14 protein-coding genes are annotated in these 16,315 nt (G+C 65.3%); 12 read left to right on the top strand and 2 right to left on the bottom strand.

Annotation, left to right across the window (positions count from 1 at the left end; translation table 11 throughout):
• Window positions 1–66 precede the first annotated feature (66 nt).
• The 9 genes from F3J43_RS04565 (at window position 67) to F3J43_RS04525 (ending at window position 10,407) form a co-directional block, all read left to right on the top strand.
• Complete coding sequence (locus F3J43_RS04565; RefSeq protein WP_166883634.1) at window positions 67–789, top strand: response regulator; 723 nt, start codon at window positions 67–69, stop codon at window positions 787–789.
• Complete coding sequence (locus F3J43_RS04560) at window positions 773–2,227, top strand: ATP-binding protein (protein WP_166883633.1); 1,455 nt, start codon at window positions 773–775, stop codon at window positions 2,225–2,227. The genes F3J43_RS04565 and F3J43_RS04560 overlap by 17 nt, the downstream gene beginning before the upstream one ends.
• A 140-nt stretch (window positions 2,228–2,367) precedes the next feature.
• A complete protein-coding gene (locus tag F3J43_RS04555; protein ID WP_205297637.1) occupies window positions 2,368–3,585 on the top strand; it encodes a D-mannose isomerase in 1,218 nt (405 codons plus the stop codon).
• A 126-nt stretch (window positions 3,586–3,711) separates the two neighbouring features.
• A complete protein-coding gene (locus F3J43_RS04550) occupies window positions 3,712–4,989 on the top strand; it encodes an ABC transporter substrate-binding protein (RefSeq protein ID WP_205297636.1) in 1,278 nt (425 codons plus the stop codon).
• Between the two features lie 151 nt (window positions 4,990–5,140).
• Window positions 5,141–6,049, top strand: coding sequence for a carbohydrate ABC transporter permease (locus tag F3J43_RS04545; protein WP_166883630.1), 909 nt, complete (start codon window positions 5,141–5,143; stop codon window positions 6,047–6,049).
• The gene (locus F3J43_RS04540) at window positions 6,042–6,887 is read left to right on the top strand and encodes a carbohydrate ABC transporter permease (protein ID WP_166883629.1); all 846 of its coding nucleotides are present in this window, start codon (window positions 6,042–6,044) and stop codon (window positions 6,885–6,887) included. Before F3J43_RS04545 ends, F3J43_RS04540 begins: the two co-directional genes overlap by 8 nt.
• Before the next feature lie 3 nt (window positions 6,888–6,890).
• Window positions 6,891–8,045: an ABC transporter ATP-binding protein gene (locus F3J43_RS04535; protein ID WP_166883628.1), complete on the top strand. Its 1,155-nt coding sequence runs from the start codon at window positions 6,891–6,893 to the stop codon at window positions 8,043–8,045.
• Window positions 8,046–8,089: 44 nt separating this feature from the next.
• On the top strand, window positions 8,090–9,433 hold the full coding sequence (locus F3J43_RS04530; RefSeq protein WP_166883627.1) for a carbohydrate porin: 1,344 nt from the start codon (window positions 8,090–8,092) through the stop codon (window positions 9,431–9,433).
• Between the two features lie 119 nt (window positions 9,434–9,552).
• Window positions 9,553–10,407, top strand: a complete 855-nt coding sequence (locus F3J43_RS04525) for a D-hexose-6-phosphate mutarotase (protein WP_166883626.1) — start codon at window positions 9,553–9,555, stop codon at window positions 10,405–10,407.
• On the opposite strand, the gene hexR is transcribed toward F3J43_RS04525, so the two are convergent.
• Window positions 10,400–11,272, bottom strand: a complete 873-nt coding sequence (hexR, locus tag F3J43_RS04520) for a DNA-binding transcriptional regulator HexR (protein ID WP_166883625.1) — start codon at window positions 11,270–11,272, stop codon at window positions 10,400–10,402. The two genes, F3J43_RS04525 and hexR, sit on opposite strands and share 8 nt — an antisense overlap.
• 181 nt (window positions 11,273–11,453) lie before the next feature.
• On the opposite strand from hexR, the gene zwf reads away from it, so the two are divergent.
• The 3 genes from zwf to F3J43_RS04505 are packed head-to-tail and all read left to right on the top strand — an operon-like array spanning window position 11,454 to window position 14,315.
• A complete protein-coding gene (zwf, locus tag F3J43_RS04515) occupies window positions 11,454–12,923 on the top strand; it encodes a glucose-6-phosphate dehydrogenase (RefSeq protein WP_166883624.1) in 1,470 nt (489 codons plus the stop codon).
• Window positions 12,910–13,623, top strand: coding sequence for a 6-phosphogluconolactonase (gene pgl / locus F3J43_RS04510; RefSeq protein WP_166883623.1), 714 nt, complete (start codon window positions 12,910–12,912; stop codon window positions 13,621–13,623). Before zwf ends, pgl begins: the two co-directional genes overlap by 14 nt.
• A 17-nt stretch (window positions 13,624–13,640) precedes the next feature.
• Entirely contained in the window at window positions 13,641–14,315 is a 675-nt protein-coding gene (locus tag F3J43_RS04505) for a bifunctional 4-hydroxy-2-oxoglutarate aldolase/2-dehydro-3-deoxy-phosphogluconate aldolase (RefSeq protein WP_166883622.1), read from the top strand.
• A gap of 174 nt (window positions 14,316–14,489) precedes the next feature.
• On the opposite strand, the gene leuA is transcribed toward F3J43_RS04505, so the two are convergent.
• Entirely contained in the window at window positions 14,490–16,157 is a 1,668-nt protein-coding gene (leuA, locus tag F3J43_RS04500; RefSeq protein WP_205297664.1) for a 2-isopropylmalate synthase, read from the bottom strand.
• Window positions 16,158–16,315 lie beyond the last annotated feature (158 nt).

Genomic DNA, 16,315 nt, shown 5'->3' with positions numbered 1-16,315 from the left:
GACATCGCTCCCACGGGAATGCACAGCAGGCAGCAAGACCTGCTTTATCGAAGAGGACTGACCATTGTGAGCACTGCCGGCAAATCGATCCTGATGGTCGACGACGACCAGGACATCCGCGAACTGTTGCAGACCTACCTTGCCCGCTGCGGCCTGCACGTGCACGCCGAACCTGACGGCCAGGGTTTTCGCCGTGCCCTGGACGCCACTTCCTACGACCTGGTGATCCTCGATGTGATGCTGCCCGACGAGGACGGCTTCAGCTTGTGCCGTTGGGTGCGTCAGCATCCGCGCCAGGCGCGGGTGCCGATCATCATGCTCACCGCCAGCTCGGACGAAGCCGATCGGGTCATCGGCCTGGAGCTGGGCGCCGACGACTATCTGGGCAAGCCGTTCAGTCCCCGTGAACTGCAGGCGCGGATCAAGGCCCTGCTGCGTCGCGCCGAATTCGGCCAGGCGGCGCCGGCCAGTGCCGTACTGGCCTTCGATGACTGGCGCCTGGACACGGTCAGTCACCGCCTGTTCCACCGCGACGGCGAGGAGGTGATCCTTTCGGGCGCCGACTTCGCCTTGCTCAAGCTGTTCCTCGACAAGCCACAGCAGATCCTCGACCGCGATACCATCGGCAATGCCACCCGGGGGCGTGAGCCGATGCCGCTGGACCGCATCGTCGACATGGCGGTCAGCCGCCTGCGCCAGCGCCTGCGCGACACCGACAAGCCGCCACGGCTGATCCGCACCGTGCGGGGCAGCGGCTACCTGCTGGCGGCCCATGTCTGCCCGGCCTAGCGAACGGCGCTGGCGCCTGCTGCCGCGTTCGCTGCTGGGGCGCATGCTGCTGCTGACCCTGCTGGTGGTGGTGCTGGCCCAGGGGCTGTCGAGCCTGATCTGGGTGGCGCAGTTGCGCGCCAGCCAACTGCAGGGCCTGCGCGCCAGTGCCAGCAGCCTGGCCCATTCGATGAGCGCCAGCGTCAGCTACTTCCGCTCGTTGCCGGTGGCCTACCGGCCGATGGTCCTCGACCAACTGCGCAGCATGGGCGGCACGCGCTTCTTCGTCTCGCTCAACGTCAAGCCATTGGACATGCCGGTGCTGCCGGTGACCCCGCGCAAGCAGGCGGTGATCGAGGTGTTCCAGCAGGTGCTGCACGAACGCCTCGGCGCACAGATGGAGATCTCCGTCGCCTTCGTCCACCCGGACGAGCTGCGCATCTTCAACAGCGGCCTGAAACTCGACGAACTGCCGCGCTCGTGGGCGCACTATTCGCTGACCCTGGAGCCACTCAAGCCGCCGGTGCTGGTGACCCAGATCCGCCTGGACGAAGGCGAGTGGCTGTACATCGCTTCGTTGCTGCCCGAGCCTTACACCAGCCTCGAGGCCGAGCGCCTGCCGCGCCAGCAGATCGGCTTCATCGCGCTGACCACGGTCATGCTGCTGTTGTTCATCGGGCTGCTGGTGCATTGGCAGAGCCGACCGCTCAAGCGCCTGGCGCGGGCGGCGCGGGAGATGTCGCTGGGGGCCGATGTGGCGCCGGTGGCCGAAGGCGGTGGCAGCGAGGTGGTGGAGGTAGGGCGAGCGTTCAACAGCATGCGTGAGCGCATCAGCCGCTACCTGACCGAACGCGCCCAGTTGTTCAGCGCGGTGTCCCATGACCTGCGCACCCCCATCACGCGCTTGCGCCTGCGGGTCGAACTGCTCGAGGACGAGGCGTTGCAGGCCAGGTTCAGCCGTGACCTCGACGAGCTGGAACTGCTGGTCAAGGGCGCCTTGCAGTGCGTGAAAGACACCGACATCCACGAGAACATCGAGCCGGTCGACCTCAACCAGGTCCTGGAAATTCTCGCCGAGCCCTACCTGGGCGACGGCCGCGTCAGCGTCGAGGGGCGGGCGCTGGCGCCTTACCCGGGCAAGTCGCTGGCGCTGCGCCGTTGCATCGGCAACCTGGTGGACAACGCCATCAAGTACGGCGAGCGGGCGCACCTGCGGATTCTCGACAGCGCCGAGAGTTTTGTCCTGCAGGTCGACGACCGTGGGCCTGGGGTGCCGGCGCAACGCCTGGAGCAGGTGTTCGAGCCGCATTTTCGCTTGGCCGGGCAGCAGCAGGGGTACGGGCTGGGGTTGGGGATCGCGCGTAACATCGCCCATAGCCATGGCGGCGAGGTGAGTCTGCTGAACCTGCGTGAGGGCGGATTGCGGGTGACCCTGTACCTGCCACGTAGCATCGAGTGAAGCGCCTCTGGCAGGCGTGACACCAGGCCGCTCCTACAGGGGGAGTTAAGTCACCCAGTGGTGACAATTATGCCGGCCTTCGTGACATGCCCGCCCGGATGGCTGGCTAGAATCGGCTGACAACAACAAGGATGACGCCCATGACCCACCGCTGGCTCGATTCCCTCGCCCATCAGGCCTGGCTCGCCAGTGAGGCCCGTCGCCTGCTCGCCTTCGCCCGGGCCGCGCGCCTGCCCGACGGGTTCGGCAGCCTTGACGATCAGGGGCGCCTGCCCCGAGGCGCCCTCGCCGAAACCCTGAACACCGCGCGCATGACCCATTGCTTCGCCCTGGCCCACCTGCTGGGCCTGCCTGGCTACCGCAGCCTGGCCGAGCATGGTGTCGCCGCCCTGCGGGGGCCGCTGCGCGATGCACGGCATGGAGGGTGGTTCGCCCGCCCCGAAGGGCATGGCGATGCTGGCAAGGCGGCCTACCTGCATGCCTTCGTCGCCCTGGCCGCCAGCTCGGCGCAGGTGGCGGGCATCGACTCGGCGCAGGGCCTGTTGCAGGACGCGATCGGGATCATCGAGGGATATTTCTGGAGCGAGGAGCAGGGCGCCTTGCACGAGTCTTTCAGTCGCGACTGGCAGCACACCGAGGCCTATCGCGGCGCCAACAGCAACATGCACGCTGTCGAGGCCTTTCTCGCCCTGGCGGACGTGACGGGCGACCCGCGCTGGTTGACGCGCGCGCTGCGGATCGTCGAGCGACTCATCCTCAATCAGGCCGCCCCCAAGGGGTTCAGGGTCGTCGAGCACTTTGACCCGGTTTGGCAGGCGCTGCCGGATTACAACCAGGACAACCCCGCCGACGGTTTTCGCCCCTATGGCACCACCCCCGGCCACGCTTTCGAATGGGCACGCCTGGTGCTGCACCTGGAGGCCGCCCTGCAACGCATCGGCCTGAGTACGCCGGCAGGCCTGCTGCCGGCCGCCAGGGGGCTGTTCGACAGCGCGTGCCGACATGCCTGGCATGTCGATGGCGCGCCTGGCCTGGTCTACACCCTCGACTGGGATGACCGCCCGCTGGTGCGTGAGCGCCTGCACTGGGTCCATGCCGAGGCCAGCGCCACTGCCGCGGCCTTGCTCCGGCGTACCGGCGAGGCTGGCTACGAGCGCTGGTATCGCTGCTTCTGGGAGTTCATCGGCGAGCATTTCATCGACCCGGTCCACGGCAGTTGGCACCACGAGCTCGACATGCACAACCAGCCCAGCGCACGCATCTGGAGCGGCAAGCCTGACCTCTATCACGCCCTCCAGGCCTTGCTGCTGCCAGGCCTGCCGCTGGCGCCAAGCCTGGCCAGCGCCCTGGCCATGTAACCAACCGATGACAATTGCCCATCCGTTCGTTACCTGGTGACGGCGGTGCGCTCCTTACACTCGATGCAACGCAGGCTTCGTCTTGCCACGCATAACAACAAGAAAGGTATTCGCATGAACTCTTCGATGCTTCGTCTCGCCGCCGCGATTTCCCTCGCCTCCCTGTTCTCCCTGAGTACCCAGGCCGCCGACAGCAAAGGCAGCGTGGAAGTCGTCCACTGGTGGACGTCGGGGGGTGAAAAGGCCGCAGTGGATGTGCTCAAGGCCCAGGTCGAGAAAGATGGCTTCACCTGGAAGGACGGCGCGGTGGCCGGTGGCGGTGGCGCTACCGCCATGACCGTGCTCAAGAGCCGCGCGGTGGCCGGCAACCCGCCGGGCGTGGCGCAGATCAAGGGGCCGGATATCCAGGACTGGGCCGCCACCGGGCTGCTCGATCCCGACGTGCTCAAGGGCGTGGCCAAGGACGAGCAGTGGGACAACCTGCTCGACAAGAAGGTGGCCGACACCGTGAAGTACGACGGTGACTATGTGGCCGTGCCGGTCAACATCCACCGCATCAACTGGCTGTGGATCAACCCGGAGGTGTTCAGGAAGGCTGGCATCGACAAGGCCCCGACCACCCTCGACGAATTCTACGCCGCCGCCGACAAGCTCAAGGCTGCCGGCTTCATCCCGCTGGCCCACGGTGGCCAGCCTTGGCAGGACAGCACCGTGTTCGAAAGCGTGGTGCTCTCGGTCATGGGCGCCGAGGGTTACAAGAAGGCCCTGGTCGATCTTGACGAAAAAGCCCTGACCGGCCCCGAGATGGTCAAGGCCCTCACCGAGCTCAAGCGCGTCGCCACCTACATGGACCCGGACGGCAAGGGCCAGGACTGGAACCTGGAGGCGGCCAAGGTCATCAACGGCAAGGCCGGCATGCAGATCATGGGCGACTGGGCCAAGAGCGAATGGACCCTGGCGAAGAAGACCGCCGGCAAGGACTACCAGTGCGTGCCGTTCCCCGGCACCGACAAGGCCTTCCTCTACAACATCGACTCGCTGGTGGTGTTCAAGCAGAAGGACAAGGGCACCGCAGCCGGCCAGCAGGATATCGCGCGCAAGGTGCTGGGCGAGGACTTCCAGAAGCTCTTCAGCATCAACAAGGGCTCGATCCCGGTCCGCAACGACATGCTCGCCGACATGGGCAAGTACGGCTTCGACAGCTGTGCCCAGACGGCGGCCAAGGACTTCCTGGCCGATGCGAAGAACGGCGGCCTGCAGCCGAGCATGGCGCACAACATGGCCACCAGCCTGGCGGTGCAGGGCGCGTTCTTCGATGTGGTGACCAACTACATCAACGATCCCAAGGCCGACCCTGCCGATGCGGCGAAGAAGCTCTACGCCGCCATCAACGCTGCCAAGTAAGCCGACGCCCGTGTAGGAGCGGCCTTGTGTCGCGAAAGGGCTGCAAGGCAGCCCCGGCAATCGCGGCATCAGCCAGGGGTCGCTTCGCGACCCTTTCGCGACACAAGACTGCTCCTGCAAGGGCGTGTCGATCATCTTTGGGTATCCGACCATGACCACGACAACCGCCCGCCTGCGGGCTTCCCCCCTGGACGCACTGCAGCGCTGGCTACCGAAACTGGTACTGGCGCCGAGCATGTTTATCGTCCTGGTGGGCTTCTACGGCTATATCCTGTGGACCTTCGTCCTGTCCTTCACCACCTCGACTTTCCTGCCTACCTACAAGTGGGCGGGGCTGGCGCAGTACGCACGACTGCTGGACAACGACCGCTGGTGGGTGGCGAGCAAGAATCTTCTGCTGTTCGGCGGCCTGTTCATCGCCATCACCCTGGCCGTCGGCGTGTTTCTCGCCGTGCTGCTTGACCAGCGCATCCGTCGCGAGGGCTTCATCCGCACCATCTACCTGTACCCGATGGCGCTGTCGATGATCGTCACCGGCACCGCCTGGAAGTGGCTGCTCAACCCGGGCATGGGCCTGGACAAGCTGCTGCGCGACTGGGGGTGGGAGGGCTTTCGCCTGGACTGGCTGATCGATCCGGACCGGGTGGTCTACTGCCTGGTGATCGCCGCGGTGTGGCAGGCCTCGGGCTTCATCATGGCGATGTTCCTCGCTGGCCTGCGCGGGGTCGACCCGTCGATCATCCGCGCCGCCCAGCTCGACGGCGCCAGCCTGCCGCGCATCTACTGGACCGTGGTGTTGCCCAGCCTGCGTCCGGTGTTCTTCAGCGCGCTGATGATCCTCGCGCACATCGCCATCAAGAGCTTCGACCTGGTGGCGGCGATGACCGCTGGCGGACCGGGCTATTCATCCGACCTGCCGGCCATGTTCATGTACTCGTTCACCTTCAGTCGCGGGCAGATGGGCATGGGCTCGGCCAGTGCGATCCTGATGCTCGGCGCGATCCTGGCGATCCTCGTGCCTTACCTGTATTCCGAACTGCGGGGCAAGCGCCATGACTGATCTTGTCGACAAACCGGCGCTGGGCCTCGGCCGCATCGCCATCCACGCCGTGCTGCTGCTGGCGGTGCTGCTGTACCTGGTGCCGCTGGTGGTGATGCTGCTGACCAGCTTCAAGACCCCCGAGGACATCGGCACCGGCAACCTGCTGAGCTGGCCGGCCGAGTTCAGCGCGATCGGCTGGAGCAAGGCCTGGGCCACGGTCAGCGGCTATTTCGTCAACTCGGTCCTGATCACCGTGCCGGCAGTGCTGATTTCCACCGCCATCGGCGCGCTCAACGGCTACGTGCTGTCGATGTGGCGCTTTCGCGGCTCGCAGCTGTTCTTCGGCCTGTTGCTGTTCGGCTGCTTCCTGCCGTTCCAGACCGTGCTGCTGCCGGCCTCGTTCACCCTCGGCAAGCTCGGCCTGGCCAGCACCACCGGTGGCCTGGTGCTGGTGCACGTGGTCTATGGCCTGGCTTTCACCACGCTGTTCTTTCGCAACTACTACGTGAGCATCCCCGAAGCGCTGGTCAAGGCCGCGCGCCTGGATGGCGCCGGGTTCTTCACCATCTTCGGGCGGATCATCCTGCCGATGTCGACGCCGATCATCATGGTCTGCCTGATCTGGCAGTTCACCCAGATCTGGAACGACTTCCTGTTCGGCGTGGTGTTCTCCAGCGGCGATTCGCAACCGATCACCGTGGCCCTCAACAACCTGGTCAACACCAGCACCGGGGCCAAGGAATACAACGTCGACATGGCCGCGGCGATGATCGCCGGGCTACCGACGCTGCTGGTCTATGTGGTGGCGGGCAAGTATTTCGTGCGCGGGCTGACGGCCGGCGCGGTCAAGGGGTAAGTGATGGCAACACTCGAACTGCGTAACGTGCACAAGACCTACGGGGCCGGTCTGCCGGACACCCTCAAGGATATCCAGCTGGCGATCGGCGACGGTGAGTTCCTGATCCTGGTCGGCCCCTCGGGCTGCGGCAAGTCGACGCTGATGAACTGCATCGCCGGGCTCGAACGCATCAGTGGCGGGGCGATCCTGATCGACGACGAAGATGTCAGTGGCATGAGCCCCAAGGACCGGGACATCGCCATGGTGTTCCAGTCCTACGCGCTGTACCCGACCATGAGCGTGCGCGAGAACATCGCCTTTGGCCTGAAGATCCGCAAGCTGCCCCGGGCGGCCATCGACGAGGAGGTGGCGCGGGTGGCCAGGCTGCTGCAGATCGAGCACCTGCTCGAACGCAGGCCCGGCCAACTGTCCGGTGGCCAGCAGCAGCGGGTGGCCATGGGCCGGGCGCTGGCGCGGCGGCCGAAGATCTACCTGTTCGACGAGCCGTTGTCGAACCTCGACGCCAAGCTGCGGGTGGAGATGCGTACCGAGATCAAGCTGATGCACCAGCGCTTGAAGACCACCACGGTGTATGTCACCCACGACCAGATCGAGGCCATGACCCTGGGCGACAAGGTGGCGGTGATGAAGGACGGGATCATCCAGCAGTTCGGTACGCCGCAGCAGATCTACAACGATCCGGCCAACCTGTTCGTCGCCAGTTTCATCGGGTCGCCGCCGATGAACTTCATTCCGACGCGCCTGGCCAAGCAGGAAGGGCGCCTGTTGGCCCTGCTCGACAGCGGCCAGGCGCGCTGCGAGCTGCCGCTGGGCGTGCAGGGCGATGGCCTGGAAGGGCGTGAGCTGATCCTCGGCGTGCGCCCGGAGCAGATCAGCCTGGGCATGCCGCAGGGCAACGGCCTGCCGGGCATTCGCGCCGAGGTGCAGGTCACCGAGCCCACCGGGCCTGACTTGCTGGTGTTCGTCACCCTCAACCAGACCAAGGTCTGCTGCCGCCTGGCGCCGGATGTTGCGTGTCGGGTCGGCGACAGCCTCGACCTGCAGTTCGATCCGGCGCGGGTGCTGCTGTTCGACGCCGCCAGCGGTGAACGGCTCGACCTGGCCACTGGCCAGGGCGCGGTAAAGGACAACGTGACTCGCTTCAAGGGCCGTTGAATCGTCTACAACAATTGATAACAAAAAAATGAGGACGTAAAGGGATGGAACAGCGCAATCGCATCAGGACGTTGGGCTCGCTGGCGTTGCTGGCCGTGGTCGGCAGCAGCGGTGCCCAGGCCGCCGAGGCTTTTTCGTCGGAGTCGAAATGGATGACTGGCGACTGGGGCGGCACCCGCACCGAGTTGCTGGAGAAGGGCTACGACTTCACCCTCGACTACGTCGGTGAGGCCGCCGCCAACCTGAAGGGGGGCTACAACAACGACAAGACCGCGCGCTATAGCGACCAGTTCGGCCTTGGCGCGCACCTGGACCTGGAGAAGATCCTCGGCTGGAAGGACACCGAGTTCAAGCTGGCGATCACCGAGCGCAGTGGGCGCAACCTGTCCAACGACCGCATCAGCGACCCGCGTGCCGGGCAGTTCAGCTCGGTGCAGGAGGTCTGGGGCCGGGGCCAGACCTGGCGCCTGACCCAGATGTGGATCAAGCAGAAGTACTTCGACGGTGCCCTGGACGTGAAATTCGGCCGCTTCGGCGAAGGCGAGGACTTCAACAGCTTCCCCTGCGACTTCCAGAACCTGGCGTTCTGTGGCTCCCAGGTCGGCAACTGGGTCGGAGGCATCTGGTACAACTGGCCGGTCAGCCAGTGGGCGCTGCGGGTCAAGTACAACATCACCCCGGAATTCTTCGTCCAGGTCGGGGCCTTCGAGCAGAACCCGTCGAACCTGGAGACCGGCAACGGCTTCAAGCTCAGCGGCAGCGGCACCAAGGGCGCGATCCTGCCGGTGGAGGCCGTGTGGTCGCCGAAGGTCAACGGCCTGCCGGGCGAGTACCGGCTGGGCTACTACTACAGCACCGCCAAGGCCGACGATGTCTACGAGGATGTCAACGGCAATCCGCAGGCGCTCACCGGCGCGGCGTTCAAGTCGCACTCGAGCAAGCACGGCTGGTGGGTGGTGGCGCAGCAGCAGGTCACTGCCCAGGGCGGCGACGTCAATCGCGGCCTGAGCCTGTTCGCCAACTTCACCGTGCATGACAAGGCGACCAACGTGGTCGACAACTACCAGCAGGTCGGCCTGGTCTACAAGGGTGCGTTCGATGCCCGGCCCAAGGACGACATCGGCTTCGGCATCGCCCGCATCCACGTCAATGACGACGTGAAGAAGCGTGCCGAGCTGCTTAACGCCCAATCCGGCATCAACGACTACGACAACCCAGGCTTCGTCCCGCTGCAGCGCACCGAGTACAACGCCGAGCTCTACTACGGTGTCCATGTCACCAACTGGCTGACCGTGCGGCCCAACCTGCAGTACATCAAGAGCCCGGGTGGGGTGGATCAGGTGGACAACGCGCTGGTCGCGGGGCTGAAGATTCAGTCGTCATTCTGAGAGAAATTGTTGTAAATTTACGCCATCCATTTTCGGCCTTCCGCTAACCACTGGTCTGCAGTGGTTAGCGGGCACAGGTCGAGACAGCGCTATCTCGAACAACAAAAGAGCTTGGAACCATGCCCGAACATCCGCTACATCGCTTCTTCGCGTCGCAACGGCCCAGGCCGACTTTCGAGTGGGAGCGTTACCAGCAGCGCGATGTCCTGATCATCGATCATCCTCGCTGCCAGGCCGTTTTCAGCCGCCAGGGCGCGCAGTTGCTGCACTTTCAGCCCGCAGGTGAAAAGCCTTGGCTATGGTGCGCCGAGCAGTGGCCGCAGGTGGGGGCCATCCGCGGTGGCGTGCCGGTGTGCTGGCCCTGGTACGGGCGCCATCCCAGCGAGGACTTGTGGCCGTCCCACGGCTGGGCCCGGTTGCTGGACTGGAAACTGGTGGACAGCTTCGAGGACGAGGAGGGCGTGACCCTGAAGTGGCGCCTTGACCTGTGCGACTGGCAGGTCGACTTGCATGCCCGGCTAGGGGCGAGCATGGAACTGAGCCTGAGTACCGAGCACCAGGACAGCGAACCTTGCCAGTTGAGCCATGCGCTGCTGGCCTACTGGCGAATCAGCGACGTGTCGAAGATAGCGCTGTCTGGGCTTGAGGACATCGAGGGCTATGACCGCCTGAATCGCCAGGCGTGCCGTGAAGAAGGGCTGTTGAAGCTGCGCGGCGGCTGCCAGAAGGTCTACCCGGGGACGCCGCGGGTGCAGTTGCAGGACCCGGCCTGGGAGCGCGAACTGTGCATCGACACCAGCGACAGCGACGATACCGTGGTCTGGCACCCGGGCAATCGACCGCTGATGGGGGTGAGCGGGCGCGAGTGCCTGGGGTTCGTCTGCGTCGAGGCCGCCAGCGGCAGTGGCGAGGAACTGAGCCTGGCGCCGGGCGAGCGTGCGCAACTGCGCTTGCAGGCGCACCGCCTCAGTTGAGGTCGTCGTCCTCGATCGGGTAGCGGCTGGCGTTGAGGCTTTCCTTGATCTTGCGCAGGTGCGGCTGGAAGTCCACGCCGCGGCGCAGGGTCATGCCGGTGGCCAGTACGTCGAGCACGGTCAGCTGGATGATCCGCGAGGTCATCGGCATGTAGATGTCGGTGTCTTCCGGCAGCGGGATGTGCAGGGCCAGGCTGCAGGCCTGGGCCAGCGGCGAGCCGGCGGCGGTCAGGCCGAGCACCGAGGCGCCGTTTTCCCGCGCCAGGCGTGCGACCTCGACCAGTTCGCGGGTGCGCCCGGTGTAGGAAATGATCACGAACAGGTCGCCGGTGTGGGCCACCGAGGCCAGCATGCGCTGCATCAGCACGTCGGCATGGGCCGACACGGCGAGGTTGAAGCGGAAGAACTTGTGCTGCGCATCGAGGGCCACCGGGGCCGAGGCGCCGAGGCCGAAGAAGTGGATCTGCCGGGCCTGGATCATCATGTCCACGGCGCGGCTGACCTGCTGCGGGTCGAGCTGCTGGCAGGCGCTGTCGAGCGAGGCGATGGCGCTGCCGAAGATCTTCTGGGTGTAGGCCGCCGGATCATCGTCGGCTTCCACCGCGCGGCTGACGTAGGCGGCGCCGCTGGCCAGGCTCTGCGCCAGCTGCAGCTTGAGCTCGGGGTAGCCGCTGACACCGAACGAGCGGCAGAAACGGTTGACGGTCGGTTCGCTGACCTTGGCCGCCTGGGCCAGCGCGGCGATGCTGAAACGGGTGGCCTGTTGCGGATTGAGCAGGATGACTTCGGCGACTTTGCGCTCGGCCTTGTTCAGTTCATCGAGGCGGCCCTGGATCTGTTCCAGGAGGTTTCGCACGCGGTCCATGGTGGGTCCTTGGGTCGGGAAGCAGGCTTTGGGCGGTGGCGTGTATCCTACTGTCGGCAGGGGTGTCACACCACTTGTCTGTAATAGGGGTGGTTGATGTTGTGGTTTTTACTACATTGACCCTTGAAAATCAGGTTTGGAAGCGGTATTCCTAGCTCAACTTTATAAAAGAACCAACATCATGGCTGCTCTCAGTGTCGAACCTTGCACCTTTGCCCTGTTTGGCGCCCTTGGCGACCTGGCACTGCGCAAGCTGTTTCCCGCGCTCTATCAGCTTGATCGCGCCGATCTCCTGCACCCGGACACCCGCCTGCTGGCCCTGGCTCGCGAGTCGGGCAGCGTGCAGGAGCACCTGGACACCATCGAATCCCACCTGCGCCGCCATGTGCCCGACGCCGAGATCGACGCGGTGTCGCTGGCGCGGTTCCTCGGCCGCCTGAGCTACCTGCACCTGGACTTCGCCCAGGCCGAGGGCTACCAGGCCCTGGCCGGGCTGGCGCCAGCCGAATTGCCATTGATCGCCTACTTCGCCACGGCGGCGGCGGTCTACGGTGCGATCTGCGAGAACCTCGACAAGGCCGGCCTGGCCGCCCGTACCCGGGTGGTGCTGGAAAAGCCCATCGGCCATGATCTGGAGTCGTCGCGTCGGGTCAACGACGCCGTGGCGTGCTTCTTCCCCGAGAGTCGGGTCTATCGCATCGACCACTACCTGGGCAAGGAGACGGTACAGAACCTGATTGCCCTGCGTTTCGCCAACAGCCTGTTCGAAACCCAGTGGAACCAGAACTCCATCTCCCACGTGGAGATCACTGTCGCCGAGAAGGTCGGCATCGAAGGCCGTTGGGGCTATTTCGACAAGGCCGGCCAGTTGCGCGACATGATCCAGAACCACCTGCTGCAGTTGCTCTGCCTGATCGCCATGGACCCGCCCAGCGACCTCTCGGCCGACAGCATCCGCGACGAGAAGGTCAAGGTGCTCAAGGCCCTGGCGCCGATCACCGGCGATGGCCTGAGCACCCGGGTGGTGCGTGGCCAGTACATCGCCGGCTACAGCGACGGCAGCCCGGTGCCGGGCTACCTCGAGGAAGACAACGCCAACGCCCAGAGCGACACCGAGACCTTCGTCGCCCTGCGTGCCGACATCCGCAACTGGCGCTGGTCGGGCGTGCCGTTCTACCTGCGCACCGGCAAGCGCATGCCGCAGAAGCTGTCGCAGATCGTCATCCACTTCAAGGAAACCCCGCACTACATCTTCGCCCCCGAGCAGCGCCTGCAGATCGGCAACAAGCTGATCATCCGCCTGCAGCCTGACGAAGGCATCTCGCTGCGGGTGATGACCAAGGAGCAGGGCCTGGACAAGGGCATGCAACTGCGCAGTGGCCCGCTGCAACTGAATTTTTCCGACACCTGGCGCAGTGCGCGGATTCCGGATGCCTACGAGCGCCTGCTGCTCGAAGTGATGCGTGGCAACCAGAACCTGTTCGTGCGCAAGGACGAGATCGAGTACGCCTGGAAGTGGTGCGACCAGTTGATCGCCGGCTGGAAGGCCAGCGGCGATGCGCCCAAGCCCTATGCGGCCGGGTCCTGGGGGCCGATGAGCTCGATCGCACTGATCACACGTGATGGGAGGGCCTGGTATGGCGATATCTGACTTGCACTTGCCGGCGACTGCGACGCTGCATCAGTTGGCTGACCCGAAGAAACTCGCGGCAACGCTCGCTGCCGATGTTGCCGAGCGCCTGCGCCAGGCCATCGCGGCCAAGGGCCAGGCGTGCCTGGTGTTGTCCGGTGGGCGTAGCCCAGTGCCGTTTCTCGAGAAGCTGGCCGGCGAGGCGCTGGACTGGACGAAAGTCGTCGTGAGCCTGGCCGACGAGCGTTGGGTGCCGATCGCGCACGACGACAGCAATGCCGGCCTGCTGGCCCGTCATCTGTTCAAGGGCGGTGCGGCCAAGGCGCGTTTCATCGGCTTGTACCAGCGCGCCGCGACCCTGGAGGCCGCCGCCGAGCAGGCCGACCAGGTACTCGCCGACCTGCCGCCGATCGATGTGCTGGTGTTGGGCATGGGCGATGACGGCCACACGGCTTCGCTGTTCCCGGCCAGCCCCAACCTGCGCCAGGGCCTGGCCAAGGTCGGTGAGCGTCGTTGCCTGCCGATGCTGGCGCCCAGCGTGCCGCACCAGCGCCTGAGCATGACCCGGGCGCTGCTGACCAGCGCCGGCTTCATCGCGTTGTCGGTGCAGGGGCCGGGCAAGCTCGCCACCCTGCGCGCCGCGCTGGCGGCCGAAGACCCAACCGAAATGCCGATTCGCGCCTTTCTTCACGACCCCCTGGACATCTACTGGTGCCCATGAGCCAAGGATCCACTGTCATGACCACCCTTGAACGCCCCCAGCCTTTGCTCTCGATGGCCGAGAAAGCTGCGCGCATCGATGCGATCTGCGCCAAGGCGCGCATCCTGCCGGTAATCACCATCGCCCGTGAGGAAGACATCCTGCCCCTGGCCGATGCCCTGGCCGCTGGCGGCATTCGCACGCTGGAAGTGACCTTGCGCTCGCAGCATGGCCTGAAGGCCATCGAGGTCCTGCGTGAGCAGCGTCCGCAGTTGTGCGTCGGCGCCGGCACCGTGCTCGATCGCGGCATGTTTGCCGCGGTGCAGGCTGCCGGTGCGCAGTTCGTCGTTACTCCAGGCATCACCCAGGACATTCTCGAAGCCGGCGTGGAAAGCGATATTCCGCTGCTGCCGGGCATCAGCACGCCTTCGGAAATCATGATGGGCTATGCCCTCGGTTACCGCCGCTTCAAGCTGTTCCCGGCAGAGATCAGCGGTGGCGTGGCCGCGATCAAGGCGTTCGCCGGCCCGTTCGGCGATATCCGTTTCTGCCCCACTGGCGGAGTGAATCCGGCCAACGTGCGCAATTACATGGCCCTGCCCAACGTGATGTGCGTGGGGGGTACCTGGATGCTCGACAGCAGCTGGATCAAGAACGGTGACTGGGCGCGGATCGAGGCCTGCAGCGCCGAGGCGATGGCGCTGCTGGACTGACTGATTTCGTTGTGTGCTACACCGCTTGTGGGGGCGCTTGGTCGGCGCCCCTTTTTTTGCCTGCGGTTTCGTGGTGATCGGGATCCGCGCATTCCCCTGCAGGGGCGCAGGACAAAGAAACAGGCAACAAAAAGCCCGCATCAGGGATGCGGGCTTCGGTCATCAAGCGAGCGTCTACGCCGCCTTGGCCTGCTGCTGGCTAAGCGAGCGGTTCAGCGCGCTGAACAGCGCCTTGAAGCTGGCGGTGGTGATGTTCTCGTCGATTCCCACGCCGTGCACCGGACGACCACCGGCCACGCGCAGCTCGATGTAGGCGGCCGCCTTGGCGTTGGTGCCGGCACCGATGGCGTGTTCGTTGTAGTCCATGATTTCCACTGCGACCGGCAGGCCGGCGACCAGTGCCTCGAGGGCACCGTTGCCCTTGCCGCGCCAGTGCAGGGTGGTCTCGCCTTCACCGGCGACTTCCACTTCCACGGCACTGTGGCCGTTCTCTTCCTGCAGGCGGTGGCTGACCAGTGCGTACGGCGCGTTGGCCTGCAGGTACTCGCGGTGCAGCAGGGTGTAGATCTGCTGGGCGGTCATTTCCAGGCCGAGACGGTCGGTCTCGCCCTGCACCACCTGGCTGAACTCGATCTGCATGCGGCGCGGCAGGCTGATGCCGTATTCCTGCTCGAGCAGGTAGGTGATGCCGCCCTTGCCCGACTGGCTGTTGACGCGAATCACCGCCTCGTAGCTGCGGCCGATGTCGGCCGGGTCGATCGGCAGGTAGGGCACTTCCCACAGCTGGTCGTCCTTCTGCTGGGCGAAGCCCTTGCGGATGGCGTCCTGGTGCGAGCCGGAGAACGCGGTGTGGACCAGGTCGCCAACGTACGGATGACGCGGGTGTACCGGCAACTGGTTGCACTCCTCGACGACCTTGCGCACGCCGTCGATGTCGGAGAAGTCCAGTTGCGGGTCGATACCCTGGGTGTAGAGGTTCAGCGCCAGGGTCACCAGGTCGACGTTGCCGGTACGCTCGCCGTTGCCGAACAGGCAGCCTTCGGCACGGTCGGCGCCGGCCATCAGGCCCAGCTCGGTGGCAGCGATACCGGTGCCGCGGTCATTGTGGGTGTGCAGGCTGATGATCACGCTGTCGCGACGGTTGACGTTGCGGCAGAACCATTCGATCTGGTCGGCGTAGACGTTCGGCGTGGCGACTTCGACGGTGGCCGGCAGGTTGAGGATGATCTTGTGTTCGGGGGTCGGGTTCCACACCTCGATCACCGCGTCGCACACCTCCTTGGCGAAGGCCAGCTCGGTGGCGCTGAAGGTTTCCGGCGAGTACTGGAAGGTCCACTGGGTTTCCGGCTGCTGCGCGGCGTACTTGACGAACAGCTTGGCGGCGTTGACCGCGATGTCCTTGACGCCCTGCTTGTCCTGGTTGAAGACGATGCGGCGGAACGACGGGCAGGTGGCGTTGTACAGGTGGACGATGGCCTTTTTGGCGCCGCGCAGGGATTCGAAGGTGCGGGCGATCAGGTCTTCACGGGCCTGGGTGAGCACCTGGATGGTGGTGTCGTCCGGGATGTGGCCGTCTTCGATCAGGCTGCGCACGAAGTCGAAGTCGGTCTGCGAGGCCGACGGGAACGCGGCTTCGATTTCCTTCACGCCCACCTGCACCAAGGTCTTCCAGAACCGCAGCTTCTTCTCCGCGTCCATCGGCTCGATCAGCGACTGGTTGCCATCGCGCAGGTCGGAGCTGCACCAGATCGGCGCCTGGGTGATGGTCTTCGACGGCCAGGTACGGTCGGGCAGGTCGATGGTCGGGAACGCGCGATATTTCTTCGAAGGGTCTTTGAGCATGGTCATGGAAGCAATCCTTTTATGTGCGGCCGTGATCGGGCCTGCCGAACGAGTACCAGGGAGAACGCGGGATGACGCGATTCACCTTGGTAGTCGGGCGCTGACCAGGCAGAGGCTGCGATGTTGTCGGAGCAGGGTGCTGAAGATGTTCATGCGCT

Source organism: Pantoea sp. Cy-639, assembly GCF_011752525.1.
In the GTDB taxonomy this organism is placed as follows: domain Bacteria; phylum Pseudomonadota; class Gammaproteobacteria; order Pseudomonadales; family Pseudomonadaceae; genus Aquipseudomonas.
Note: the sequence above shows the minus strand (reverse complement) of the source record. Positions and strands in the feature narration are given on the sequence as shown.